Annotated in this window: 22 protein-coding genes; 6 read left to right on the plus strand and 16 right to left on the minus strand. The window is 71.0% G+C overall.

Translation table 11 applies throughout. From position 1 onward, the window contains the following. Positions 1–88: 88 nt before the first annotated feature. The 14 genes from N5I75_RS01240 to N5I75_RS01305 all read right to left on the minus strand — a co-directional run bounded on the left by N5I75_RS01240 (position 89) and on the right by N5I75_RS01305 (position 18,514). Entirely contained in the window at positions 89–697 is a 609-nt protein-coding gene (locus tag N5I75_RS01240) for a hypothetical protein (RefSeq protein WP_476673341.1), read from the minus strand. 35 nt (positions 698–732) lie between these two features. Next, entirely contained in the window at positions 733–1,329 is a 597-nt protein-coding gene (locus N5I75_RS01245; RefSeq protein ID WP_476673343.1) for a GNAT family N-acetyltransferase, read from the minus strand. Between the two features lie 15 nt (positions 1,330–1,344). Beyond that, positions 1,345–3,573 carry an MMPL family transporter gene (locus tag N5I75_RS01250; protein ID WP_476673345.1) on the minus strand — a complete coding sequence of 743 codons (2,229 nt, stop codon included), beginning with the start codon at positions 3,571–3,573 and terminating at the stop codon, positions 1,345–1,347. Positions 3,574–3,762: 189 nt separating this feature from the next. Beyond that, positions 3,763–5,799, minus strand: coding sequence for a phosphocholine-specific phospholipase C (locus N5I75_RS01255; RefSeq protein ID WP_476673837.1), 2,037 nt, complete (start codon positions 5,797–5,799; stop codon positions 3,763–3,765). A 183-nt stretch (positions 5,800–5,982) separates the two neighbouring features. Then, positions 5,983–7,254 carry an SLC13 family permease gene (locus tag N5I75_RS01260; RefSeq protein ID WP_476673347.1) on the minus strand — a complete coding sequence of 424 codons (1,272 nt, stop codon included), beginning with the start codon at positions 7,252–7,254 and terminating at the stop codon, positions 5,983–5,985. 75 nt (positions 7,255–7,329) lie between these two features. Continuing rightward, on the minus strand, positions 7,330–8,850 hold the full coding sequence (gatB, locus tag N5I75_RS01265) for an Asp-tRNA(Asn)/Glu-tRNA(Gln) amidotransferase subunit GatB (RefSeq protein WP_476673349.1): 1,521 nt from the start codon (positions 8,848–8,850) through the stop codon (positions 7,330–7,332). An 18-nt stretch (positions 8,851–8,868) separates the two neighbouring features. Further along, a complete protein-coding gene (locus tag N5I75_RS01270) occupies positions 8,869–9,108 on the minus strand; it encodes a hypothetical protein (RefSeq protein WP_476673351.1) in 240 nt (79 codons plus the stop codon). Beyond that, a complete protein-coding gene (gene gatA, locus N5I75_RS01275; RefSeq protein ID WP_476673353.1) occupies positions 9,105–10,598 on the minus strand; it encodes an Asp-tRNA(Asn)/Glu-tRNA(Gln) amidotransferase subunit GatA in 1,494 nt (497 codons plus the stop codon). Before gatA ends, N5I75_RS01270 begins: the two co-directional genes overlap by 4 nt. Before the next feature lie 5 nt (positions 10,599–10,603). After that, positions 10,604–10,900, minus strand: coding sequence for an Asp-tRNA(Asn)/Glu-tRNA(Gln) amidotransferase subunit GatC (gatC, locus tag N5I75_RS01280; protein WP_018531282.1), 297 nt, complete (start codon positions 10,898–10,900; stop codon positions 10,604–10,606). Positions 10,901–10,992: 92 nt separating this feature from the next. Beyond that, positions 10,993–13,575 carry a putative bifunctional diguanylate cyclase/phosphodiesterase gene (locus N5I75_RS01285; protein WP_476673356.1) on the minus strand — a complete coding sequence of 861 codons (2,583 nt, stop codon included), beginning with the start codon at positions 13,573–13,575 and terminating at the stop codon, positions 10,993–10,995. 232 nt (positions 13,576–13,807) lie between these two features. Further along, positions 13,808–16,006 carry an NAD-dependent DNA ligase LigA gene (gene ligA, locus N5I75_RS01290; protein WP_476673839.1) on the minus strand — a complete coding sequence of 733 codons (2,199 nt, stop codon included), beginning with the start codon at positions 16,004–16,006 and terminating at the stop codon, positions 13,808–13,810. A gap of 175 nt (positions 16,007–16,181) precedes the next feature. Further along, complete coding sequence (locus N5I75_RS01295) at positions 16,182–17,201, minus strand: methionine synthase (RefSeq protein ID WP_476673357.1); 1,020 nt, start codon at positions 17,199–17,201, stop codon at positions 16,182–16,184. 44 nt (positions 17,202–17,245) lie between these two features. Continuing rightward, on the minus strand, positions 17,246–17,944 hold the full coding sequence (locus N5I75_RS01300; RefSeq protein WP_476673359.1) for an SDR family oxidoreductase: 699 nt from the start codon (positions 17,942–17,944) through the stop codon (positions 17,246–17,248). 24 nt (positions 17,945–17,968) lie between these two features. After that, positions 17,969–18,514, minus strand: coding sequence for an LOG family protein (locus tag N5I75_RS01305; RefSeq protein ID WP_476673361.1), 546 nt, complete (start codon positions 18,512–18,514; stop codon positions 17,969–17,971). Positions 18,515–18,577: 63 nt separating this feature from the next. Between N5I75_RS01305 and N5I75_RS01310 the strand changes: the two genes are divergently transcribed. From N5I75_RS01310 to N5I75_RS01330, 5 genes are all read left to right on the plus strand, one after another. Continuing rightward, positions 18,578–18,922 (plus strand): DUF427 domain-containing protein, encoded by a 345-nt coding sequence (locus tag N5I75_RS01310; RefSeq protein WP_476673363.1) that lies wholly within the window; start codon positions 18,578–18,580, stop codon positions 18,920–18,922. A gap of 42 nt (positions 18,923–18,964) precedes the next feature. Next, positions 18,965–19,333, plus strand: coding sequence for a hypothetical protein (locus N5I75_RS01315; RefSeq protein WP_476673365.1), 369 nt, complete (start codon positions 18,965–18,967; stop codon positions 19,331–19,333). 210 nt (positions 19,334–19,543) lie between these two features. After that, positions 19,544–19,867: a hypothetical protein gene (locus N5I75_RS01320; protein ID WP_476673367.1), complete on the plus strand. Its 324-nt coding sequence runs from the start codon at positions 19,544–19,546 to the stop codon at positions 19,865–19,867. Between the two features lie 8 nt (positions 19,868–19,875). Continuing rightward, complete coding sequence (locus N5I75_RS01325) at positions 19,876–20,982, plus strand: hypothetical protein (RefSeq protein WP_476673369.1); 1,107 nt, start codon at positions 19,876–19,878, stop codon at positions 20,980–20,982. Positions 20,983–20,992: 10 nt separating this feature from the next. Further along, positions 20,993–21,256 (plus strand): hypothetical protein, encoded by a 264-nt coding sequence (locus tag N5I75_RS01330; protein WP_476673370.1) that lies wholly within the window; start codon positions 20,993–20,995, stop codon positions 21,254–21,256. Positions 21,257–21,372: 116 nt separating this feature from the next. On the opposite strand, the gene mnmA is transcribed toward N5I75_RS01330, so the two are convergent. Then, the gene (gene mnmA / locus N5I75_RS01335) at positions 21,373–22,521 is read right to left on the minus strand and encodes a tRNA 2-thiouridine(34) synthase MnmA (RefSeq protein WP_476673372.1); all 1,149 of its coding nucleotides are present in this window, start codon (positions 22,519–22,521) and stop codon (positions 21,373–21,375) included. Between the two features lie 101 nt (positions 22,522–22,622). Here mnmA and N5I75_RS01340 point away from each other — a divergent pair, with 101 nt between their 5' ends. Further along, on the plus strand, positions 22,623–23,297 hold the full coding sequence (locus N5I75_RS01340; RefSeq protein WP_476673373.1) for an N-acetylmuramoyl-L-alanine amidase: 675 nt from the start codon (positions 22,623–22,625) through the stop codon (positions 23,295–23,297). Between the two features lie 22 nt (positions 23,298–23,319). Here the strand turns inward: N5I75_RS01340 and N5I75_RS01345 are convergent. Beyond that, a partial coding sequence (locus N5I75_RS01345; RefSeq protein WP_476673375.1) for an aminotransferase class V-fold PLP-dependent enzyme occupies positions 23,320–23,540 on the minus strand: 221 nt, incomplete at its 5' end.

A 23,540-nucleotide genomic window follows, 5' to 3' on the forward strand; every position in this document is an offset into this window, starting at 1 on the left:
TATACGAGGTCGGGGGTGCCTTAGGCGCCCGGCGCCGGGCCGGTTCAACCGCCTAAGGCACCCCGTACAGGCGCCTAGGGACCTTGGTTCAGCTGGTCTTGGGCAGGCCGAGCAGCAGGTCCGTGTACTTCGCCACGGCGAGCAGCAGGCCGAGGACGCCGAGCGAGACACCGGCCCAGGCGGTCGACTTGATCCAGGTGGCCTGCGCCTTGCCGGGCGCCCCGAACGCGGGCCGCGCAAGGACGACCGCGCCGACGACCAGCGCGATCAGCGCGAAAACGCCGCCGACCAGGGCGGCGGCGTGCCAGGAGTCGCCGTAGACCTCGGAGACCTGCTTGGCGACGCTCGCGGTCTGGGCGGTGTTGAGCTGGCCGATGAGGGATTCGCGGGCCGAGGCGACCGTGCCGAGCCAGCTGCCGCTGAGCGCGACGATGCCGAGTCCTACGGAGACGATGGCGCCGGCGCCCTGACCGACACCGGCCGAACGGGGCGCGGCGTCGGCGGCCTCGGCGGCCTCGGCGGCCTCCGCCTCGCCCACCTCATCAGCGCCTTCGACGCCTTCGACGCCTTCGACGCCGTCAACACCGTCGGCGGTACCGGTCTCTCCCCCTGCCCCCGGGGTCTCCGTCGCCTCGACGGCCTCCTCGTTCTCCTTCCGCTCGGCGGCGTCGGGCTTGGCATCAGTCTTCGTATCCATGCTGCGCACCGTACGGACGGAGTCTGAGAGGTGTCTTAACGTTCCTTGTGCGCGCTGCCCGCGCCGTCGCGCGCGGCGCGCCATTCGGGTGCGAGCAGCGCCCAGATCTCCTCGTCGTGCCGTACGCCGCCGTAGAGATTGGCCTCGCGCAGGACGCCGTCCCGCTTCATGCCGAGGCGACGCGCGACGTTGGTGCTCGCGGTGTTGCCGGCCGCGGCGAGCCACTCCACGCGGTGGATGCCGCGCTCCTCGACCGCCCAGTCGATGAGGACGCGGGCGGCGCGGGTGACGAGGCCGCGCCCCGTGGCGGCGGGCTCCAGCCAGCAGCCGACCTCGCAGTTGCCGCCCGCGGCGTCGAAGACCCGGAAGAGGACGCCGCCGACCAGGACGCCGTCCATCCAGATGCCGTGGAGGCCGCCGTTGTCGGCGACGCGCTTCTCCGCCCAGCGCCGAAGCAGCGCGCGGGACGACTCGACGTCGACGGCGTCCTTGCCGAACGGGATGAACCGCCCGATGTGGTCCCGGCCGCGGTCGAGGTGGCGCAGGAACTCCTCCGCGTGCCAGGTCTCCAGCGGGCGCAGTTCGGCGCCGCCGCCGTCGGTGTCACCGTCGCCCAGCGGTATCGCGTACATCAGGCTCCTCAGGGTTCACATAGCAACGTCGTCCAGCGCGTCGCCCCGTGCTTCGCGCTGCCCGGGGATCTTCGCACTCGCGGCCGCGCGGCACTCCGGCGGTTCGATGCTGAGCCGGGGCAGGCAGCGGCCGAGCCACTTGGGCAGCCACCAGTTGGCGCCGCCGAGCAGGTGCATGAGGGCGGGGACGAGGAGCGTACGGAGGATGAACGCGTCGACGGCGACGGCGGCGGCCAGGGCGATGCCGAACATCGCGATGACCCGGTCGCCGCTGAGCACGAAGGCGAGGAAGACGGAGATCATGATGACGGCCGCCGAGTTGATCACGCGGCTGGTCTCGGCGAGGCCGATGCGGACGGCGCGCCGGTTGTCCCCGGTCTCCAGCCACTCCTCATACATCCGGCTGACGAGGAAGACCTGGTAGTCCATGGAGAGCCCGAAGAGGACCGAGACCATGATGACCGGCAGGAACGGTTCGATGGGCCCCGAGCGGCCGAGCCCGAGGAGATCGCTGCCCCAGCCCCACTGGAAGACGGCGACGACGACACCGAAGGCGGAGGCGACGGCGGCGACGTTCATCGCGGCGGCCTTGAGCGGGATGCCGAGCGAGCGGAACGCGAGCAGCAGCAGGACGCAGCCGAGCCCGATCACGACGCCCACGAAGAGCGGGAGCTTGCCGATGACGACCCCGGCGAAGTCGTCGTAGCTGGCGGTGACACCGCCGACCTGGACGTCGAGGGAGGTGCCGCGTTCGGCGTCGGGGACGACGTCGGCGCGCAGCCGGTCGACGAGGTCGCTGGTCCGGTCGGACTGCGGGGCGGAGGCCGGGACGACGGTGAGGTAGGCGGTGGTGTCGTCGTGGTTGTACGTGACCGGGGTGACGGCGGCGACGCCCTCGGTGTCCCGGAGATCGTGCGCCAGCCGCCCGAGCGCGGCCTTGTCCTTGGCCCCGTCCACGTCGCTGACCAGGGTGAGCGGCCCGTTGACGCCGGGCCCGAAGCTGCTCGCGAGCAGGTCGTAGGCCTGCCGGGTGGTGCTGGACTTCGCGTTGTTGCCCTGGTCGGAGGTGCCGAGGTGGAGGGAGAGCGTGGGCAGCGCGAGGACCGTGACGACGGCGAGGGCGAGGGAGCCGAGCAGCTTCGGGTGGCGCTCGACGAAGGCGGCCCAGCGGGCGGCGAGCCCGGTCGGCAGCTCCGGCTGGGGCCCGTGCTCGGCCAGTCTGCGCCGCTCGCGCCGTGACAGGGCCCGCAGGCCGATGAAGGAGAGCAGCGAGGGCAGCAGGGTGATCGAGGCGGCGACGGTGAGCAGCACGGTCACGGACGCGGCGATCGCGACACCGTTGAGGAAGCTGAGCCGCAGGATCAGCATGCCGAGCAGCGCGATGCAGACGGTGGCGCCCGCGAAGACGACGGCACGTCCGGTGGTGGCGACGGCCCGTTCGGCGGCGACCGCGACCGGCAGGCCGCGCTTCAGGCCGCGCCGGTGCCGGGTCACGATGAACAGCGCGTAGTCGATGCCGACGCCGAGCCCGACGAGCATGCCCAGCATCGGCGCGAAGTCGGCGACGGTCATGGCGTGGCCGAGAAGCCCGATGCCGGCGTAGGCGGTGCCGACGCCGATCAGGGCGGTGGCGATGGGCAGCGCGGCGGCGGCGAGCGAGCCGAAGGCGAGGAAGAGCACGACGGCCGCGACGACGACGCCGATGACCTCGCTGAGGTGGGCGGACGTGGGTTCGGTGAGCGCGACGGCGCTGCCGCCGAGCTCGACCTGGAGCCCGTCGGGCCCGTGCGTCTCGGCGTCGCGCGCGGTGTCGACGACGGCCTGCGCCTGGCCGCGCGGGATGTCGTCGGCCTGCTCGGCGAAGGTGATCGTGGCGTAGGCGGTGTGCCCGTCGGCGCTGATCTGGCCCGCGCCCTGGGCCCCGTACGGGGAGATCACGGACGAGACCCCGGGGAGTTCACCTATCTGGGTGAGCGTGTTGCTCATGGCCGTCTCGACGTCGGCGGCGCGGACCGTGGAGCCCTCGATGTGCCAGACGACGGTGTCGCTGTCGCCGCCGAGCCCCGAGAACCCCTCGTCCAGGAGCTGGGTGGCCCGGCCGGACTCGGTGCCGGGTGCCTCGTAGTCGTTCGAGTAGGCGGATCCGGCGACGGCGGCCGCCGCGCTCGTGCCACCGAGCGCGAGCAGCCACAGCAGAACGACGACGAGCCGGTGCCTGACACACCACCGTGCGAGTGCGGCCACGGACGTGCTCCCTGGGTCTTGGGGATTCTTGTCGGGAGCAGTCGGTGATCGGCTGTATTTCGATCGAACGAGCCCGCGAAGAAACACTTGAGCAAGAGCCAGTCACTCTTGCAGGCAATAGTGATCCTTTGTCGCTTTCGTGGGCTTACTCACATGCTTGCTCTCCAGCTGCACCGCGCCGCACACCGGTCAGCCCGACACACTCGGTCGCCCGTCCTCGATATGCCCGGCGAGGCGCCGCAGGAACGCTTCGCCCGCCGTGACCTCGACGTCGTACCAGCCGTGCGCCTTCCGCGTCTCGTGCACGACGGTGACGGTCCGACCGGGCCGGACGACAACCGTCCGCTTCCCTACGACGACCGTCCGGGCCGTCTCCCCCGTGCCGCGCAGCCGGATGCGCACGGCACGCGCGCGTGCGTCCACGCTCGTGGTGACGTCGACGCCGGAGTCCGTACGCCCGCGGAACTCGCGCCGGAACCCGTTGGGCCCGGTCACCACGAAGTCATACGTACCACCTGCGCCCATCGGCACGGTCACGGTCGCCTCCCGGACGACATCGAAATGCTGCGGCGCCGCGAACTCACCCGCGTACGGGTAGAGCGCGAAGTGCGCGCTGGAACGGCCGCTGTTGGTGAGGGTCAGCACCAGTTCCCGCTCGTCCACGCGCGCGTGGGCGTCCGGCTGGTACGGCAGCGCGCGGGCCGGCCGGGTGCCCGGCTCCTGCACCGGCATCGACTGCTTCGCCGGGGGCTGCGGCGCCCAGCGGCCGGTGAACGCGGGGATCGGACCCGGCTGCTCGACCTCGGGCTGCCGGTGTCCGTGGCGGAAGTCGAAGGCGCCGGTGAGGTCTCCGGTGACCTGGCGGCGCCACGCGCCGATGTTGGGCTCGCGGACGCCGGTCCACTGCTCCAGGAAGCGGATCACGGAGGTGTGGTCGAAGACCTCCGAACACACGTACCCGCCCACGGTCCACGGCGAGACGACGAGCATCGGCACCCGGATGCCGAGCCCGGTGGGCAGCCCCTGACAGTGCTCCTCGGCGACCTCAGGACCGGGCACGGGCGGCGGCACGTGGTCGAAGAAACCGTCGTTCTCGTCATAGTTGATGAAGACGGCGGTCTTGCGCCACACCTCGGGGTGCGAGGCGAGCGCGTCGAGCACCTTGTAGACGATCGTCGCGCTGTGGATGGGCGAGGAGACGGAGGGGTGCTCCGAGTCGACCGCGGACGGTACGAGGTAGGAGACGCGCGGCAGCTTTCCGCGCGCGACGTCGCGTGCGAACGTCGCGGCCAGCTCACCGGTCGGCACGCGCCGCAGCCCGCGCTCGAACAACGACCGCTCACGCCGGTCCAGCGTCGCCACGCCCTCCTCCAGGGTGGCGAACAGCTTGTCGCGCGCGCCCTCGTCGGCGGCGTCGCGCACCTTGGCGTAGAACGCCTCCATGTACGTGAGACCGGTCTTGACCAGCGCCTTCTTCGCGATCGCCTTGAAGGTGGCGAAGAACTCGATCTGGTTGTCGGTGAAGTTCTCCCACTCGGTGTACGTCTGCCAGCTCACGCCCGCCTTCTCCAGGCGCTCGGCGTACGTGCCCCAGCCGTAGCCGGGGTGCGTGCCCTCGTCGTACGCGTCGTTGCCGACGGCGCGGGCGCCGGTCAGCGGCTCGTCGCCGGTCTTGCCGCTCCACAGGTGGTTGCGGTTCGGGGAGGTCGAGGAGTGGATGGAGGAGTGGTAGGCGTCGCAGACGGTGAAGGTGTCGGCGAGTTCGTAGTGCAGCGGGATGTCCTCGCGCGTGTAGTACGCCATCGTGGCCGCGGTCTTCGCGGTGATCCACCCGTCGTGCCAGCCGCCGTGCGCGGCCTTGGCGCCGCCGGACCAGGAGTGGTCGAGCGCGCCTATGTACTGCAGATCCTTCTTCTGCGCCGCCGCCGCTTCCCGTACGGGGAAGGGCAGGACGGTGCGGAGCGCTCCTGGCTGCTCGAACACGCTGGTGCCGCCGGGCAGCCGGATCGCGTTGCGGTCGCCGAAGCCGCGGACGCCGCGCAGGGTCCCGAAGTAGTGGTCGAACGACCGGTTCTCCTGCATCAGGATGACAACGTGCTCGATGGCGTCGAGCCCGCCCTTCGGCGGCGCGCCGTGCTCGGCCTGCGCGGCGACGGCCTGCTGCAGCGAGGGCGGCAGGAAGGACCCGACGGCGGCGGCGCCGAGCGCGCCCCCGCCCACCGCCATGAGGCGTCGGCGGGACAACTCCGGGGACTCCGGGGACGGTGACACGGGACCTCCGCGCGTAATGGTCTGCGATCGACCCATTGAGTGGTTCGGCCGGGACCGTAGCCACGCCAGATGTCCCTGGGAAGTACAAGAACGAGCCGAAACGTAAACGTCCAAGCATCCGGGACAAAGGTCCAACCGCTACCCGAGGACGAGCAGCCCCGCCCAGAGCGCCGCCGTCGAGGCGAGCAGCGTCGTGGGCACCGTGAGCAGCCCGAGCCGGGTGAAACCGCCGAGGTCGGGCTGGGTGCCGTGCGCGTGCACGATGCGCCGCCACAGCAGGGTCGCGAGCGAGCCGACGTAGGTGAGGTTCGGGCCGAGGTTGACGCCGATCAGCGCGGCGAGCACCGGTCCTGGACCGGCCGGGGCGACGGCGGGGAGCAGCGCCAGGATCGCGGGCAGGTTGTTGATGAGGTTGGCGAGCACGGCGGCCACGCCCGCGACCGCGAGCAGCGTGAGCAGGGACGTTCCGTCGGGCAGGACATGGGCGATGCCGTCGCCGAGCCCGTTGTCGACGACCGCCCGCACCACGACGCCGAGGGCGAGGACGAACAGGCAGAACGGCAGGTTGAGCGCCTTGAACAGCTCCCCCGGCGTGGAGCGGCGCCGGGCGAGGGACCGCACGCCGAGCACGAGCGCGCCCGCGCACGCGGCGTACAGCGGCTCGATCCCCGCGAACGACGTGACGACGAACCCGGCGAGCGTCAGCCCGAGCACGGTCAGCGTGAACGCCGGTACGGGGGTGGGCTCCCCGGGGTCGGGATCGTGCGCCGGCGCCGCGAGGTCGTCGGCGAACCAGCGCCGGAACACGACGTACTCGATGCCGATCGCGAGCAGCCACGGCAGCGCCATCAGCCCCGCGAACCGGCTGAACGTCAGCCCGCTCGCGGTGAACGCGAGCAGGTTCGTGAGGTTGGAGACGGGCAGCAGCAGCGACGCCGAGTTGGCGAGGTGGGCGCTGGCGTAGACGTGCGGACGCGGGCTCGTGCCGATCCGCGCGGCCGTCGCGAAGACGACCGGGGTGAGCAGGACGACGGTGGCGTCCAGGCTGAGCACGGCGGTGACGGCCGCGGCCACCGCGAAGACCCCGCCCAGCATCCGCTTCGGGCTGCCGTGACAGGCCCGCGCGACGAGGTCACCGGCCGCCGTGAACAGGCCGTCGTCGGCGCAGAGTTGCGCGAGCAGCAGGATCGCGGCGAGGAAGCCGACTACGGGGAGGAGTTCTTGGGTCTCGAACCAGGCGTGGTCGGGGGTGACCGTTCCGGTGCCGATGGCGAGGGCAGCCGCGGGCACGGCGGCGACGGCCTCCGGCCAGCCGCGGGGCCGTAGCACCGCGAAGGCCAGAGTCACCAGGAGGAGGCCGATGGCCAGGATCTCGGCCGAGGTCGTACTCAGTGCACCGCTCCGTTCCACGGGGCTCCGCCCCGGACCCCGCTCCTCAAACGCCGGAGGGGCTGGATATATCCAGCCCCTCCGAACCAAGAAGGCTCAGCCTTCGCTGACGCCCAACTTCTCCAGGATCAGCTCCTTGACGCGAGCCGCGTCCGCCTGACCCCGGGTCGCCTTCATCACGGCCCCCACAAGGGCCCCCGCGGCGGCGACCTTGCCGGACTGGATCTTGGCAACGATCCCCGCGTTGGCGGCGATCGCCTCGTCCACAGCCGTGGACAGCGCCCCCTCGTCCGACACGACCTTCAGGCCGCGCTTGTCGACGACCTCGTCGGGCGTGCCCTCGCCCTTGAGGACACCGTCGATGACCTGACGGGCGAGCTTGTCGTTGAGGTCACCCTTGGCGACCAGCTCCGACACGCGCGCCACGTGCTCGGGCGTGATGGGCAGCTCACCCAGGTCGACACCCTGCTCGTTGGCGTTGCGGGCCAGCTCACCCATCCACCACTTCCGCGCGGACGCGGCATCCGCACCGGCGTTGATCGTGGCGACGATCGGGCCGATGGCCCCGGCGTTGCGGATCGACTGCATGTCGTGGGCGCTGATGGCCCACTCCTCGATCAGCCGGTTGCGCTGGGCGAGCGGCAGCTCGGGGAGTTCAGCACGCAGCGCCTCGACCCACTCACGGGACGGGGCGACGGGGACGAGGTCGGGCTCCGGGAAGTACCGGTAGTCCTCGGCGTTGTCCTTGATCCGGCCCGACGTGGTGGAGCCGTCCTCCTCGTGGAAGTGCCGGGTCTCCTGCACGATGGTGCCGCCCGAGCGCAGGACGGCGGCGTGGCGCTGGATCTCGTAGCGCGCGGCACGCTCGACGGAACGCAGGGAGTTCACGTTCTTCGTCTCGGAGCGCGTGCCGAACTGCTCCCGGCCGTGCGGCCGCAGGGAGAGGTTGACGTCGCAGCGCATCTGGCCCTTGTCCATGCGGGCCTCGGAGACGTCGAGCGCCTTGATGACCTCGCGCAGCTCGGCGACGTACGCCTTCGCGACCTCGGGGGCCCGCTCGCCCGCGCCCTCGATCGGCTTGGTGACGATCTCGATGAGCGGGATGCCGGCGCGGTTGTAGTCGAGCAGCGAGTGCGAGGCGCCGTGGATGCGGCCCGTGGCACCGCCGACGTGCGTCGACTTGCCGGTGTCCTCCTCCATGTGGGCGCGCTCGATTTCCACGCGGAAGACCTCGCCGTCCTCCAGCTGTACGTCGAGGTAGCCGTTGAAGGCGATGGGCTCGTCGTACTGGGAGGTCTGGAAGTTCTTCGGCATGTCCGGATAGAAGTAGTTCTTCCGGGCGAAGCGGCACCATTCGGCGATCTCGCAGTTCAGCGCGAGGCCGATCTTGATGGCGGACTCGACGCCGATCTCGTTGACCACGGGCAGGGCGCCGGGCAGGCCGAGACAGGTGGGGCAGGTCTGGCTGTTGGCGTCCTGCTTCAGCTCGGTGGAGCAGCCGCAGAACATCTTCGTCTTCGTACCGAGCTCGACATGGACCTCCAGGCCCATGACCGGGTCGTACGACGCGAGCGCCTCCTCGTACGGGAGCAGCTCGGGGGTGGTCGTGGCAGTCACGGTGTTGGTACTTCCCTCTCAGCCCAGCAGGACGTCGTCGTCGCCGATGCGCTTGAGCTCGCGCAGCAGCAGGGCGAGTCCTGTGGCGATGGCGGCGGCGGAGACGACGGCGTCGACGAGCCGGAGCGTGTCGTTCTCCGTACGCGCCTTCTTGGCCTGCTTCAGGACGCTGATCGCGCCGAACGCGGTCGTCCCGATCGACAGGTACGTGCCGGACCTGGACTTCTTGAACCCCTTGGCCTTACCAAGTGCACTCACAGCGACGGAGCCTCCTCGAGCAGCGGGTGCCCCCACTTTTCCACGAAGGCGGCCTCGACGGCGGCACCCACCTTGTACAGGCGGTCGTCCTTCATGGCGGGAGCGATGATCTGCAGGCCGACCGGCAGGCCGTCCTCGGGCGCCAGGCCGCAGGGCAGCGACATGGCGGCGTTGCCGGCCAGGTTGGTCGGGATGGTGCACAGGTCCGCGAGGTACATCGCCATCGGGTCGTCGGCGCGCTCGCCGATCGGGAAGGCGGTGGTCGGCGTCGTCGGGGAGACGATGACGTCCACCGTCTCGAACGCGGCCTCGAACTCGCGGGTGATCAGGGTGCGGACCTTCTGGGCGCTGCCGTAGTACGCGTCGTAGTAGCCGGAGCTGAGCGCGTACGTGCCCAGGATGACGCGGCGCTTGACCTCGTCGCCGAAGCCGGCCTCGCGGGTGAGGGCGGTGACCTCCTCGGCGGAGTGCGTGCCGTCGTCGCCGACGCGCAGGCCGTAGCGCATGGCGTCGAACCGGGCGAGGTTCGAGGAGCACTCGGAGGGCGCGATCAGGTAGTACGCGGAGAGCGCCAGGTCGAACGTCGGGCAGTCCAGCTCGACGATCTCGGCGCCGAGCGACTTCAGCAGCTCGACCGACTCGTCGAAGCGCTGCACGACACCGGTCTGGTAGCCCTCGCCGCGGAACTGCTTGACGACGCCTACGCGCATGCCCTGCACCGAGCCGTTGCGCGCGGCCTCGACGACCGGCGGGACCGGCGCGTCGATGGAGGTCGAGTCGAGCGGGTCGTGCCCGGCGATGACCTCGTGCAGCAGGGCCGCATCGAGCACGGTGCGGGCACAGGGGCCGCCCTGGTCCAGGGAGGACGAGAACGCGACCATGCCGTAGCGCGAGACGCCACCGTACGTGGGCTTGACGCCGACGGTGCCGGTGACGGCGGCGGGCTGGCGGATCGATCCGCCGGTGTCCGTGCCGATGGCGAGCGGGGCCTCGTAGGCGGCGAGCGCGGCGGAGGAACCGCCGCCGGAGCCGCCCGGGATGCGGGTGAGGTCCCACGGGTTGCCGGTCGGGCCGTAGGCGCTGTTCTCGGTGGAGGACCCCATGGCGAACTCGTCCATGTTGGTCTTGCCGAGGATGACGACGCCGGCCGCCTTCAGCTTCTTGGTGACCGTCGCGTCGTACGGCGGGATCCAGCCTTCGAGGATCTTGGAGCCGACGGTGGTCGGCACGCCCTCGGTGGTGAAGATGTCCTTCAGCGCGAGCGGGACGCCGGCCAGCGGGCCGAGCTTCTCGCCCGCCGCGCGCTTCTCGTCGACGGCGCGGGCCTGCGCGAGCGCGCCCTCGCGGTCGACGTGCAGGAAGGCGTGGACCTTCTCGTCGACGGCCTCGATCCGGGCCAGGTGGGCCTCGGTGACCTCGACGGCCGTCAGCTCGCCGGAAGCGATCTTCTCGGCGGTCTGGGCGGCGGTGAGCTTGATGATGTCCGTCATGGTGATTAGTCCTCCCCCAGGATCTGCGGCACCTTGAAACGCTGCTGCTCCTGGGCCGGGGCGCCGGAGAGCGCCTGCTCGGGGGTGAGCGACGGACGGACCTCGTCCGCGCGCATGACGTTGGTCAGCGGCAGCGGGTGGGAGGTCGGCGGTACGTCTTGGTCGGCGACCTCGCTGACGCGGGCGACCGCGCCGATGATGTCGTCGAGCTGGCCGGCGAAGTGGTCGAGCTCTTCGGGCTTCAGCTCCAGACGCGCCAGCCGGGCGAGGTGGGCGACCTCCTCGCGCGTGATGCCAGGCATGCAGCGATCCTCAGGGTGGGAGTGTGTGGTTTGGCCCCAATCCTATGGGGCCCGGCCCGGTGCCCGTACCCGCCCTGGCGCCTGGCCGCTTTCTAAGCCCGCGGATCGTCACCCTGGACGGCCGGGAGCGCCGCCGGAGTCCGCTGCCAGCCGCGCGATCCACGCGCGCGCAGCCACGCCGTCGTCTCGTCCGGCGGCATCGCGGCGGCGACGAGCCAGCCCTGCACCGCGTCGCAGCCGAGGTCGCGCAAGCGCTCCCACGTCTCGTCGTCCTCGACGCCCTCGGCCACGACGAGAAGGCCGAGGGAATGGGCCAGGTCGACGGTGCAGCGGACGATCTCCGCGTCCTCGGTGTCCACGGCGAGCCGCGCCACGAACGAGCGGTCGATCTTCAGCTCGCTCACCGGGAGTCTGCGCAGGTGGACGAGGGAGGAGTAGCCGGTGCCGAAGTCGTCCAGGGACATCTTCACGCCGTGTCCGGTGAGCCCGGCGAGGGTGTCGGCGGCGCGCTGCGGGTCCTCAAGGAGCACGTGCTCCGTTATCTCGAGCTGGAGCGATCCTGCCGGGACACCGTGGCGCGCGAGGCGTGCGGCGACGGCGCCCGCGAAACCCGGGGTGTGCACGTCCCGGGGCGAGACGTTCACCGCGACGGGCACGTGCAGGCCCTGCGCCCGCCAGCGGGCGACCTGGGCGAGCGCCGTGTCCAGGACGTACTCGGTCAGGTGCGGCATGAGTCCGGAGGACTCGGCGATGGCGATGAACTCGTCAGGCGGAACCTTCCCGCGCTCGGGATGCACCCACCGTACGAGCGCTTCGAGCCCGGCGACCTGCCCGTCGAAGCGGACCTTCGGCTGGTAGTGCAGCTCCACGTCCCCGGCGTCGAGCGCGAGCCGCAGGTCGCCCAGGAGGCCGAGCCGGTCGGGGGTGTTGGAGTCCCGCTTCGACTCGTACACCTCCACGCCCGTACGGTCCCGCTTGGCCTGGTACATCGCGACGTCGGCGCGGCGCAGCAGCCCTTCGGCGTCGAGCGCGTGGTCGGGGAAGACGGCGAGCCCGGCGCTGGCCTCCAGGACGAGCGTCAGCCCGTCGAGGTCCAGGGGCGAGCTGAGCGCGGCGACGAGGTTGCGGGCCACGCGCGAGGCGGAGGTCGTGGAGTCGGCGATCGGCAGCAGCACGGCGAACTCGTCGCCGCCGATCCTCGCCGCCTCCGCGCCGCGCGGCAGTGCCGCTCTCAGCCGGTCGGCGATCTGCAACAGGAGGCGGTCACCGGCGAGATGGCCGAGCGTGTCATTGACCGAACGGAACCGGTCGAGGTCGATCAGCATGAGCGCGCTGCGCGCCCCGATCCGCTCGGCATCGGTCAGCGCCGACCACGTCCGCTCCAGGAGCCACTGCCGGTTGGGCAGTCCGGTGAGCGGGTCGCGCAGCTGCTCCTCGGCGCGGGCCCGCGCGATCCACAGCGTGGAGTCGAGCGCGACCAGCGGGATCGCGAACAGCGGAAGGAGCACCGGCATGGCGATGGCGACGACGCAGAGCAGCGGCGCGATACCGAGCAGCGCGACCCCGACAAGACCCTGACGCAGGAGCGCGGGCCGCGCCAGAGTCGGCAGCCCGGCAGGGCGCGGCGTGTGCACGTACCAGAGCGACGCGCGCGTGACGAGCAGATACGCGGCCGCTACGAGGATGATCTCGGGCACCGCGGAGAAGCTCCAGGTCTGCGGGGACCAGGGGGACTCGACGGACGGGACGCGGCCGAACGCGGCGAGGACGAGCGCGCCCGCGCCGATGCCGAGGATGTCGATGGCGCCGTGCAGGGCGCCCTGGCGCCAGCGATGGCGGCGTGCGACGCCGACAAGGACGACGACGGTGAGGCTGACCATTCCGGCCGGTACCCAGCCGTACAGGAGCAGGACCGCGAGGGTGAGGGCGGCGCCCGAGCCGGTCCCGCCCCACCAGCGGTCGCGGCCCAGGGCGACGAGGTGGCCGACGATGATGCCGGTCAGGACGGCGAGGGACCAGCCGACGGTGCCGGACGGGAAGAGCGCGTGATGCCCGGCGAAGGCGCGGTAGAACCCGGCGCCGAGGATGACCGCGGCGAGCGCGACGATGGCGCCGGGCAGCAGCGGCGGGGCCGCGGCCCGGGAGCCGGTGTCGGCCTGTCCCGCGAGCTGGTTGGCGGCCGGGGTCGCCGCGCCGACGGTGCCGGGGGCGGACGGTCCGGCGGAGCCCGTGCCGGTCGCGACCGGGGTCAGCGGTACCGGTGCGTCCATGGTCGTGAAGGCGGTGCCCCTCGGGCCTGTGCCCGGCCGGCGGGTGCCGTTTGGGCCGCTCGGGTGACGCGCTCCGCCGTTCACGGCCCCGCCGGGTCCTGTTCCCCCTGCCGGGTCCGCGGTTCCGCGTGCCTTGCCGAACATCGCGCCGAGTCCACCCCCGGCCGCCCGGTTCGCGGCTCCGCGCGCCGTGCCGGGCGCCGCTCCGGACCGGCCGCCGCCCGCGCGCAGCAGACCGCGTCCCGCCTCGCGCCACCAATTGCGCCAGTTCACCACATCACCGCGCTCGTTCTCCCCGCGACCGCTCTCGCTGCCGTCGTCCCCGCTGTCGTGTGCCGCCGCGCGCCGCGTACGGCGGCGCGGACGCAGGTGTGAGTCCGGGGCGGCGCTCTCGGTCGGTTCCATTCCCGTCCCTCTCACAGCCGGCGGTGCCCACATCCACTGCCCGCTCCCCCGGCCTTCGGTGGGCCGGGAGATGTGCCCCATCCGCAGCAGGACATGGCAGACGCACACACTCAACATTAGGCCGCGGAAGGCTTCCACGGGCACCAGACGGTCGTGCCCGACCGCTGTTGCCCGATTGCGGCCTGACCACCCGTATGCATCTGGTATGCGCCGATCGGGTGGCCTTCAACCGCTACTCCTGGGTCGGTTCTTCCGCGGGAAGCGCCACTTCGGCGGCGGCTTCGGGTCCCTGGTCGAGCAGAACGGCGAATCCGTCCTCGTCCAGAACCGGAACCTTCGCCTGCACGGCCTTGTCGTACTTGGACCCCGGGTTCTCCCCGACGACCACGAACGACGTCTTCTTGGAAACGGAACCGGTCACTTTGGCGCCTCTGCTCTGCAGGGCCTCCTTGGCGCCGTCCCGCGTGTGGTTCTGCAGGGTGCCGGTGACGACGACGGTGAGCCCTTCGAGGGGCCGCGGCCCCTCGTCCTCCCCCGCCCCCTCGTCCTCCAGGCGCACTCCGGCCTCGCGCCACTTGCGCAGGATCTCGCGGTGCCAGTCCTCGGCGAACCACTGCTTCACCGACGCGGCGATGATCCCGCCGACGCCCTCGGTGGCGGCGAGCTCCTCCTCGGTGGCCTCGTCGATGCGGTCGACGGAGCGGAACTCGCGGGCCAGCGCCTGGGCCGCGACCGGGCCGACGTGCCGGATCGAGAGCCCGTTGAGGAAGCGGGCCAGCGGCCGGTCCTTGGCCGCCGCAATGTTCTCCAGCATGGCGACCGCGTTCTTCTTCGGCTCGCCCTTCTGGTTGGCGAAGACGCGGGCGACCTTCTCCTCGCCGGTCTTCGGGTCGCGCTTGGGCAGCCCGCTGTCCGGGTCAAGGACGTACGCCCTGATGGGCAGCAGCTGCTCCATGGAGAGCCCGAACAGATCGCCCTCGTCGACGACGGGCGGCTCGGAGGGTTCGAGCGGGGCGGTGAGCGCGGCGGCGGCGACCTGCCCGAAGTTCTCGATGTCCAGGCACTCGCGGCCACCGAGGTAGAACAGGCGTCCGCGCAACTGAGCGGGGCAGCCACGGGCGTTGGGGCACCGCAGGTCCTTGTCGCCCTCCTTCATGGCCCGCAGCTCCGTGCCGCACTCGGGGCACTCGGCGGGCATCACGAACTCCCGCTCGCTGCCATCGCGCAGGTCGGCGACGGGCCCGAGGATCTCGGGGATCACGTCACCGGCCTTGCGGATGACGACGGTGTCCCCGATGAGCACGCCCTTCTTCTTCACGACCTCCTGGTTGTGCAGCGTGGCGAACTCGACCTCGGAGCCCGCCACCTGCACCGGTTCGACCTGCGCGTACGGCGTGGCCCGCCCCGTACGCCCCACGCTCACCAGGATGTTCACCAGCTTGGTGTTGACCTCTTCGGGCGGGAACTTCCAGGCGATGGCCCAGCGCGGGGCGCGCGCGGTGGAGCCGAGGCGGCCCTGGAGGCGGATCTCGTCGAGCTTGACGACGGCGCCGTCGATCTCGTGCTCCACCGAGTGCCGGTTCTCGCCGTAGTAGGCGATGAACGCGCGCACGCCGTCGAGGTCGTCGACGACCTTGTTGTGCTTGGCGGTGGGCAGGCCCCACTCGTGCAGCAGGTCGTACGCCTCCGAGAGCCGCTCGATGTCGAAGCCCTCACGGGCGCCGATGCCGTGGACGACCATGTGGAGGGGGCGGGAGGCGGTGACGCGGGGGTCCTTCTGGCGCAAGGAACCGGCCGCCGCGTTCCGCGGATTGGCGAAGGGCTTGTCACCGGCCTCCACCAGGCGCGCGTTCAGCCCCTCGAACTCCTCCATCGGGAAGAAGACTTCGCCGCGGATCTCCACGAGGGCGGGGATGCGGTCGCCCTTGAGGCGGCCGGGGATCTCGGCGATGGTGCGCACGTTGGGCGTGATGTCCTCGCCGACGCGGCCGTCACCGCGCGTGGCCGCGCGCGTGAGCCGCCCGTTCTCATACGTGAGGTTGACCGCGAGGCCGTCGACCTTCAGCTCGCACAGGAAGTGGTAGCCGGGGGCGCCGACGTCCCTGGCGACGCGCTCGGCCCACGCCGCCAGTTCGAGGTCGTCGAAGGCGTTGTCCAGCGAGAGCATCCGCTCGCGGTGCTCGACGGAGGTGAACTCGGTCTCGTACGCGCCCGCGACCTTCTGCGTCGGCGAGTCCGGGGTGCGCAGCTCCGGGTACCGCTCCTCCAGCGCCTCCAGGGAGCGCAGCAGCTTGTCGAACTCGGCGTCGGAGACGACCGGCGCGTCCTTCACGTAGTACCGGAAGCGGTGTTCCTCGATCTGGTCGGCCAGGCGGCCGTGCTCGTCCCGCGCCTTGGACGGCACGGGGCTCTGCCGCGCGACATCGTCGATCCTGGCCTGATCGGCCTTCCCGCCCTGCTCGGCCTTCCCGCCCAGCTCGGCCTTCCCGCTCTGCCCGCCCTTTGCCTGTTCGCCCTCTACCTGTCCGCCCTTTACCTGTTCGCCCTCTACCTGTTCGCCCTTTGCGGCAGCCACCGTCTCGTCCTCCCGTTGCCTTCGGTCCCCGTCACTCAGGGTTGTCCGCGAGTGATCTTGCCGCCCGGGCACAGTGGGCGAGCGCCGCCCGTGCGTACGCCGGTGAAGCACCCGCGAGCCCGCACGACGGAGTGACCGTGACCGCGTCCGCGAGCGACCCCGGATTCAGTCCCAGCCTGCGCCACAGCGTCCTGACACCCATGACGCTACCTGCAGGGTCTGACAATCGACCGTCCACACCGGGCACGACACCGGCGAAGAGCTGAGTCCCTCCCTCGACCGCCTCCCCGATGACTTCGTCGTCACGCTCCGTGAGCAGGGAGAAGTCGAACGAGATCGCGTCGGCCCCGGCGCGGCGCAGGAGCGCGAAGGGCACGTCGGGCGCGCAGGAGTGCACGACGACGGGCCCGCCCCCGGCGGCGGCCAGGACGTCCCGCAGGGTGGACTCGACGAGCTGGCGGTCGACGGCGCGGTGGGTGCGGTACTCGCTGGCGGTCTTGATCTGCCCGCGCAGGACGGCGATGAGGGAGGGCTCGTCGAGCTGGAGGACGAGCTGGGCGCCGGGTACGCGGCGCCGGAGGTCGGCGAGATGAGCGCGGAGCCCCTCGGCGAGCGACCCGGCGAGATCCCGGCAAGCACCCGGGTCAGAGAGCGCGGCCTCACCGTTCCTCAGCTCCAGGGCCGCTGCGAGGGTCCACGGCCCGACGGCCTGCACCTTGAGCGGCCCCTCGTAGCCCTGGGTGAACTCCTCGAGCGCGTCGAGGTCCTCGCCCAGCCAGGAGCGGGCGCGCTTGGTGTCGCGGCCGGGCCGGTCGCCGATGCGCCAGCCACTGGGCTCCACGCGCGCGTAGAGGTCCACGAGGAGCCCCGCGGTACGGCCGACCATGTCGGCGCCGGGCCCGCGCGCGGGCAGCTCGGCGAGGAACGGCGTCCCCGCTTCCGGCCCCTCGAAGGAGCCGGTGACGGTTTTGGCGGCCTCTCGGGCATCGCCGCCGGGCATCGAGCCGACGCCTGTGGCCGGCCCCCACCTGAAGTCGCTCTTATCGCTCACTCAGGCAGGGTACGTAACGCCGGCGGTCCCGCTCCCGGTGGAGGTCAGCGTCCCGGGCGGACGGTCAGGTCGTTGACCTCGGCGTCGCGCGGCAGATCGAGCGCCATGAGGATCGTCGTGGCGACGGACTCGGGGTCGATCCAGCGCGAGGGGTCGTACTCCTTGCCCTCCTGCTGGTGCACCTTCTCCTGCATGGCGCTGGCGGTGCGGCCGGGGTAGACGGAGGTGACCCGCACCCCGTTGTCGTGCTCCTCCTTGCGCAGCGAGTCGGCGAGGGCGCGCAGGCCGTGCTTGGAGGCGGCGTACGCGGACCACTCGGGTCCCGCGTGGATGCCGGACCCGGAGTTCACGAAGAGGACGTGGCCCTGGGTGAGACGGAGCTGGGGCAGGAAGTGCCTGGTCAGCTCGGCGGGGGCGATGAGGTTCACGTTGAGCTGGTGCCGCCAGGACTTGGGGGTGAGCTCCCCGACGGGCCCGAGATCGACGACCCCGGCGATGTGCAGCAGCGAGTCGACGCGATCCGGCAGCGACTGGTGCGAGAACGCCCAGGACAGCTTGTCGGGGTCGGCGAGGTCGCCGACGAGCGTCCTGGCGCCGGGGAACTCGGCGGCGAGCTCCTTGGCGCGGCCCGCGTCGCGCGCGTGGAGATAAAGTTCGTCCCCGCGCGCGTGGAGGCGGCGGGCGACGGCGGCGCCGATGCCGGAACCGGCGCCGGTGATCACGTGGGTGGCTGTGCCTGTCATGGCCCCCATGCTCGCACCCGGCGCTTACTCGATGCCCTGGGACTCCTCCAGGTAGGCGAGGGCGCCCACGGGCTCCTCGGCGAAGAACACCAGGTCGGTGAGGGGAATCGGCAGGAACCCCTCGTCCTCCATGCGCCGGAACTGCTCCTTGAGCCCGTCGTAGAACCCAGCGCTGTTCAGCAGCACGATCGGCATGGTGGTCTTGCCGTGCTTCTTCAGTTCGAGAATCTCGGTGGCTTCGTCGAGGGTCCCGGTCCCCCCGACCATGATCACGACAGCATCGGCCTTCCCCAGCAGCAGCGCCTTGCGCTCGGCGAGATCCTTGGCGACGACCATCTCGTCCGGGGCGCTGACGGCCCGCGCCTTGGCGGCGAGAAACTCGACGGACACCCCCAGGAGCCGCCCCCCGGCCTCCTGCACCCCGTCTGCGACGACCTTCATCAGCCCGCTCTCCGAACCGCCCCACACCAGGGTGTGCCCGGCCTTGCCGAGGAGCTCGGCGAATTCGCGGGCGGGGCGGGTGTAGCGCTCGTCGAGGTCGGCGGCGGAGAGGAAGACGCAGATGTTCATGGGAACAACGGTACGGGGCACCGCGCCGGGAAGAATGGCGGCCTCGGCGGCGCTGAACCCTCCATGACTCCTGGAGTTCCCGGAATCCCCGGACACAAGATCACGGTCGAGCAGGGTGCGGAGCGGGTGCGAGTGGTGCGCGACGGGCAAGTGGTGGCGGACAGTACGCGCGCGCTGGTCCTGCGGGAGACGGGCTGCCCTGCGCGCTATTACCTCCCGGCCGAGGACGTGGCCATGGACCTTCTCTCGCCCTCGGACACGACGACGTACTGCCCCTTCAAGGGAACGGCGTCCTACTGGTCGCTGCCGGACGCGGCGGACGCGGTGTGGTCGTACCCCGAGCCGAAGGCGGAGGTGGCGGCGATCAAGGGGCACCTGTGCTTCTACGAAGTGGAAGTGATGGGATAGGGCGGACGGACGCAAGGCAGATTTCTTCGGGGCGGGGCGGGCGTGACGCAGGGTTTCGACCATCAGGGCGGTCCGGTTCCGGCACCCGGCTTCGGGCCGCCCCCGCCGATGTACGCGCCGCCGGCCCCGGCGACCGGCCCTGAGTTCGTGGCGGCGGACGAGCACAACGGCATGGTCGTGGACGCCGACGGGGTCCACTTCGAGAGGGGCCCGCACGGCATCGAACTGCCGTGGCCGCGCGTGCACACGGTGCGCTTCCATCCGCTCGGCGACGGTCTGTCGGTGATGGCCGTGACGGTCGAGGGGCCGGTGTACGAGTGCCGGGTCCGGGCCCGGAAGAGGTCGCAGGTGCCGCGCTGGTGCACGGAGCTGTCCGCGGTCCTCCACCACTATCTCGGGGCGCGGGCCTGAGCGCTGCGCTCGCCCAATCGGCGTGCGGGGGTTGGCCGTTGGCCGTCTCCCCCATTCGGATGAGCCCCACGGAAAGCTTTCCCCCGAGGGCCCGCTAGGCGGCGGCGCATCACGTGCGCCGCTCCCACTCCTCTGACGCAGCTTTTCCTGCAACCGGCGTCACTACTGTGCCGCTCCCTGCGCTACCGCACCGAGGGAGACGAAGACGTAGTGACCGCCGACATGGACCTCACCGACGACCCCGTACAGCAACGCCTGCTGCGCAAGGCGATGGAAACATTCCGCCGCGGCGACGCGGGCCCCGTCCTGAAGGAAATGGCCCAGGAGATCCTCACAGGCCGAATCGGCTTGCGCGAGGCGACCCGCGTCCCTGCGTATGCGGAGGCGGTGATCGAACGGGGGCAGGACTTCCGCAGGCAGTGGGACGCGATCTCGGACCAGGAACGCGAGAAGCTGGCCCAGAGCGGTGAGCAACAGCTGGCCGCCGAACGCAGCCTTCTGCTGGCGGAGCGTGCCGAGCGGAGGCCGGTATGACTCTGGCCGTGAAGACCCAGGACCTGGTCGCGTACGCGGGACAGGTCCATCGAGCAGGCGGGGACTGTGGAAGCGCCCGCGCCTATCTCGATCGCAGCACCACCATCGACTCCTCCTTCATCGGGGAACTCTGGGACTGGGCACTTGGTGATCACGCGAAGCGCGTGCGCGACGCTCGTGACGTCCTGAACGGTTTCGACGCCATCCTCGACGCATCGGTGGGCGAGCTGAAGAAGACCGCCGCCTGGTACGACGCGATCGACCTGGAGCAGGCGCGAAAGCTGGACGCGACCTATCCAGCCGCGTCGCCCTCCTCTGTCCCCAGGCCCCGGCCTAGCGGTCCTGCGACATTCCGAGACGTTCATGACGTCGCCGACCGCCTCAAGCCGCCAGGGGGTGGAGACAGCTGGCTGCAGGGGCACTTGGCCGAGCTGGAGTTCGCTCCCGCCAACAAGGCCGCTGGAACCCTTCTCGACTTCGGCAGCATCTCCGCACTGGCGAACGAAGGGATCAAATTCGCCTTCGGCCAGGACATCCTCGGATACGTGGCCAACTGGCTGGCGGGCGACTGGCAGGGCTATGCCGAGTGCGCCGACGCATGGCATTGCCTGGGCAATGCCTGCGCCGACATGGCCGCGAACATTCGGCACGGAAATTCCGTGCTCGATCTCACGTGGCAAGGGAATGCTGCGGACGCCGCATGGAAGTACTTCGAGAAGTCGGCCAAGAAGTTGGAAGCAGCACGGGACGCCTTCCACGATCTCCGTGATCGCTACGTGAACGTGGCCAAGCTCGTCTTCTCGTTCGCCGAAACAGTGAAGGGAGGCATCGCTGAGATCTGCGACTGGGGAATCCAGGTCGCTGTCTCCGCCGCCGCAAGCGCCGCTGTCGCGGTCTCAGGCGTGGGTATCGCGGGCACCTTTGTCGGCGCGGCATGCGCGGCGGAGCGCGTGACCGCCATGGTCAAGCGGTACCGAGAACTCACGGAGCAGTACGACCGGCTCATGGTCGCGGTCAACGTGACCTTCGCGGGCGCCGGCGGCATGTGCGCCGTCATCGGCGACATGCGGAAATTCCCGACGGTGGGCAGCGGCTACAACAACGCGTTGGTGTAGGGAGGATCGCATGGACCTCGAGCAAAGAGCCGCTGACGAGGCGCGGGAGAATCGTGACCGGCGGTTCACCGCCTTCGCCGCACTGGCGACTTTCGGAACTGTGACGAAGGCACTGGACGGCTCGTTCACGTGGCCGATGATCGGCGTGAACGCCGTTCTCATCTACGGCGTATACCTGGGATTTCAAGGCTGGCGACAGAAAGAGACCCGCATCTCCTGCGCCGCCATGCTGGTGATTCCCGCGCTTTACCTCGCAGCGCCTTTCCTCAAGTAGGGACGCCTCGTGCCCGCCCACGGCCGCTTCGGCGTTGGGCGGGCACGCCCCTCGGGAACGGTGATTGATCCGGCCCGGCCCCTGCGTGGGCCGGGCCGGCGCGCACCGTAAGCGCGCTACGCCACCGCCGCAGCCCGCGCCGTACTGGCGATCGTCGCCGACCCCACCACCCGCGTCCCGTCGTACAGGACGATCGCCTGGCCCGGGGCCACGCCCCGCGCCGGCTCCGTGAAGGACACCCGGAGTTCGTCGTCGACCAGTTCTGCCGTCACCGGGGTCTCGTCGCCGTGGGCGCGGAGTTGGGCCGTGTAGGTGCCGGGGCCCGTGGGGGCCGCGCCGCACCAGCGGGGCTTGATGGCCGTCAGAGCGGTGACGTCCAGGGCCTCGACCGGGCCCACCGTCACCGTGTTGTCGACCGGGGAGATGTCCAGGACGTAGCGGGGCTTGCCGTCGGGGGCGGGCGTGCCGATGCGGAGGCCCTTGCGCTGGCCGATGGTGTAGCCGTAGGCGCCTTCGTGGGTGCCGAGCTTCGTCCCTGACTCGTCGACGATGTCGCCCTCGGCCTTGCCGAGGCGCGAGGCCAGGAACCCCTGCGTGTCGCCGTCCGCGATGAAGCAGATGTCGTGGGAGTCGGGCTTCTTCGCCACCGCCAGGCCACGCGCCTCCGCCTCCGCGCGGATCTCTTCCTTCGTCGTCACCGTGTCCCCCAGCGGGAACATCGCGTGGGCCAGCTGACGGTCGTCCAGGACGCCGAGGACGTAGGACTGGTCCTTGGCCATGTCGGAGGCCCGGTGCAGTTCGCGGGCGCCGGAGTCGTTCACCAGCACCTTCGCGTAGTGGCCCGTGCAGACCGCGTCGAAGCCGAGGGCGAGGGCCTTGTCCAGGAGCGCCGCGAACTTGATCTTCTCGTTGCAGCGCAGGCACGGGTTCGGGGTGCGGCCGGCCTCGTACTCCGCGATGAAGTCGTCCACCACGTCCTCGCGGAAGCGCTCCGCGAGGTCCCAAACGTAGAACGGGATGCCGATGACGTCCGCCGCGCGGCGCGCGTCCCGGGAGTCCTCGATGGTGCAGCAGCCGCGCGCGCCCGTGCGGAAGGATTGCGGGTTCGCGGACAGGGCCAGGTGGACGCCTGTCACGTCATGCCCGGCTTCGGCGGCGCGGGCCGCCGCCACTGCTGAGTCCACGCCGCCCGACATGGCGGCGAGCACGCGGAGGGGACGGTCGGCGGGGAGCGACGAGGTCGGCGTCGAGGTCTGCGAAGTCATAGCACTCTTTAGGGTACGGGGCCGCGGGAACCGAATCTCCCGGATATGCGTTCTGGATCTCGTACGGGGAAGGTGGAGGAGGACCGAGAGCGGGGGCGCGCATGGGGGAGCCGAGTGGCCGTGACAGCGGGCGGGTCATCAGCCGCCGGGCACTGATCGTCGGTGGTGTGGCCTCTGCCGTCGGTGTCGGACTGCTCGCGCGCAGCGATCTCGCGCACATGTGGTGGCAGGTGCCCGGCGTCGACAAGCCGCGCGAGGCCGGTGCCGTCGACTTCAAGGGCGCGGAGTGGGTCGCCGCGGCGGCTGCCAACTGGCGGCGGGCGGACCGGCCCGCCGACTACACGATCGACCGTGTCATCGTGCACGTCACGCAGGGGAGCTATCAGGGGACCCTGAAGGTTTTCAAGGATCCCTGGCACGGCGCCGCCGCGCACTACGTCGTCCGTCAGGACGGGCACATAGCGCAGATGATCCGCGAGCTGGACGTCGCCTTCCACGCGGGCAACCGCGAGTTCAACGAGCGCAGCGTCGGGATCGAGCACGAGGGGTTCGTCGACCGGCCCGAGGACTTCACCGACGCCATGTACGCGGCCTCGGCCAAGCTGACCGCCGCGATATGCAGGCGGTACGACTTCCCGGCGGATCGTGAGCACGTCATCGGGCATGTCGAGGTGCCGGGGACCGATCACACCGATCCCGGGCGCCTGTGGGACTGGGACAAGTACATGCGGCTCGTCAAAGCCGCCCACGCGCGAGCCGGTACGGCGAAGGCATAGCCCCGCCACGGCACGGCCCCGCTCAGGTCAGACCCGCCGACCTCGCCCGTTCCACCGCCGGGCCGATCGCCGCCGCCACCGCTTCCACGTCCGCCTTCGTCGACGTATGGCCGAGGGAGAAGCGGAGCGTGCCGCGGGCCAGGTCCGGGTCGGTGCCGGTGGCGAGGAGGACGTGGCTGGGCTGGGCGATGCCCGCCGTGCAGGCCGAGCCGGTCGAGCACTCGATGCCCTGGGCGTCCAGGA

The sequence above is a fragment of the Streptomyces sp. R818 genome (genome assembly GCF_056172735.1).

Bases quoted from the DNA above. Each gene is read 5' to 3' on its own strand.
- N5I75_RS01240 (WP_476673341.1), bottom strand. From the start codon at position 697: ATGGATACGAAGACTGATGCCAAGCCCGACGCCGCCGAGCGGAAGGAG.
- N5I75_RS01245 (WP_476673343.1), bottom strand. From the start codon at position 1,329: ATGTACGCGATACCGCTGGGCGACGGTGACACCGACGGCGGCGGCGCC.
- N5I75_RS01255 (WP_476673837.1), bottom strand. From the start codon at position 5,799: ATGGCGGTGGGCGGGGGCGCGCTCGGCGCCGCCGCCGTCGGGTCCTTC.
- gatA (WP_476673353.1), bottom strand. From the start codon at position 10,598: ATGACGGACATCATCAAGCTCACCGCCGCCCAGACCGCCGAGAAGATC.
- gatC (WP_018531282.1), bottom strand. From the start codon at position 10,900: ATGCCTGGCATCACGCGCGAGGAGGTCGCCCACCTCGCCCGGCTGGCG.
- N5I75_RS01285 (WP_476673356.1), bottom strand. From the start codon at position 13,575: ATGGAACCGACCGAGAGCGCCGCCCCGGACTCACACCTGCGTCCGCGC.
- N5I75_RS01300 (WP_476673359.1), bottom strand. From the start codon at position 17,944: ATGACAGGCACAGCCACCCACGTGATCACCGGCGCCGGTTCCGGCATC.
- N5I75_RS01305 (WP_476673361.1), bottom strand. From the start codon at position 18,514: ATGAACATCTGCGTCTTCCTCTCCGCCGCCGACCTCGACGAGCGCTAC.
- N5I75_RS01310 (WP_476673363.1), top strand. From the start codon at position 18,578: ATGACTCCTGGAGTTCCCGGAATCCCCGGACACAAGATCACGGTCGAG.
- N5I75_RS01330 (WP_476673370.1), top strand. From the start codon at position 20,993: ATGGACCTCGAGCAAAGAGCCGCTGACGAGGCGCGGGAGAATCGTGAC.
- mnmA (WP_476673372.1), bottom strand. From the start codon at position 22,521: ATGACTTCGCAGACCTCGACGCCGACCTCGTCGCTCCCCGCCGACCGT.
- N5I75_RS01340 (WP_476673373.1), top strand. From the start codon at position 22,623: ATGGGGGAGCCGAGTGGCCGTGACAGCGGGCGGGTCATCAGCCGCCGG.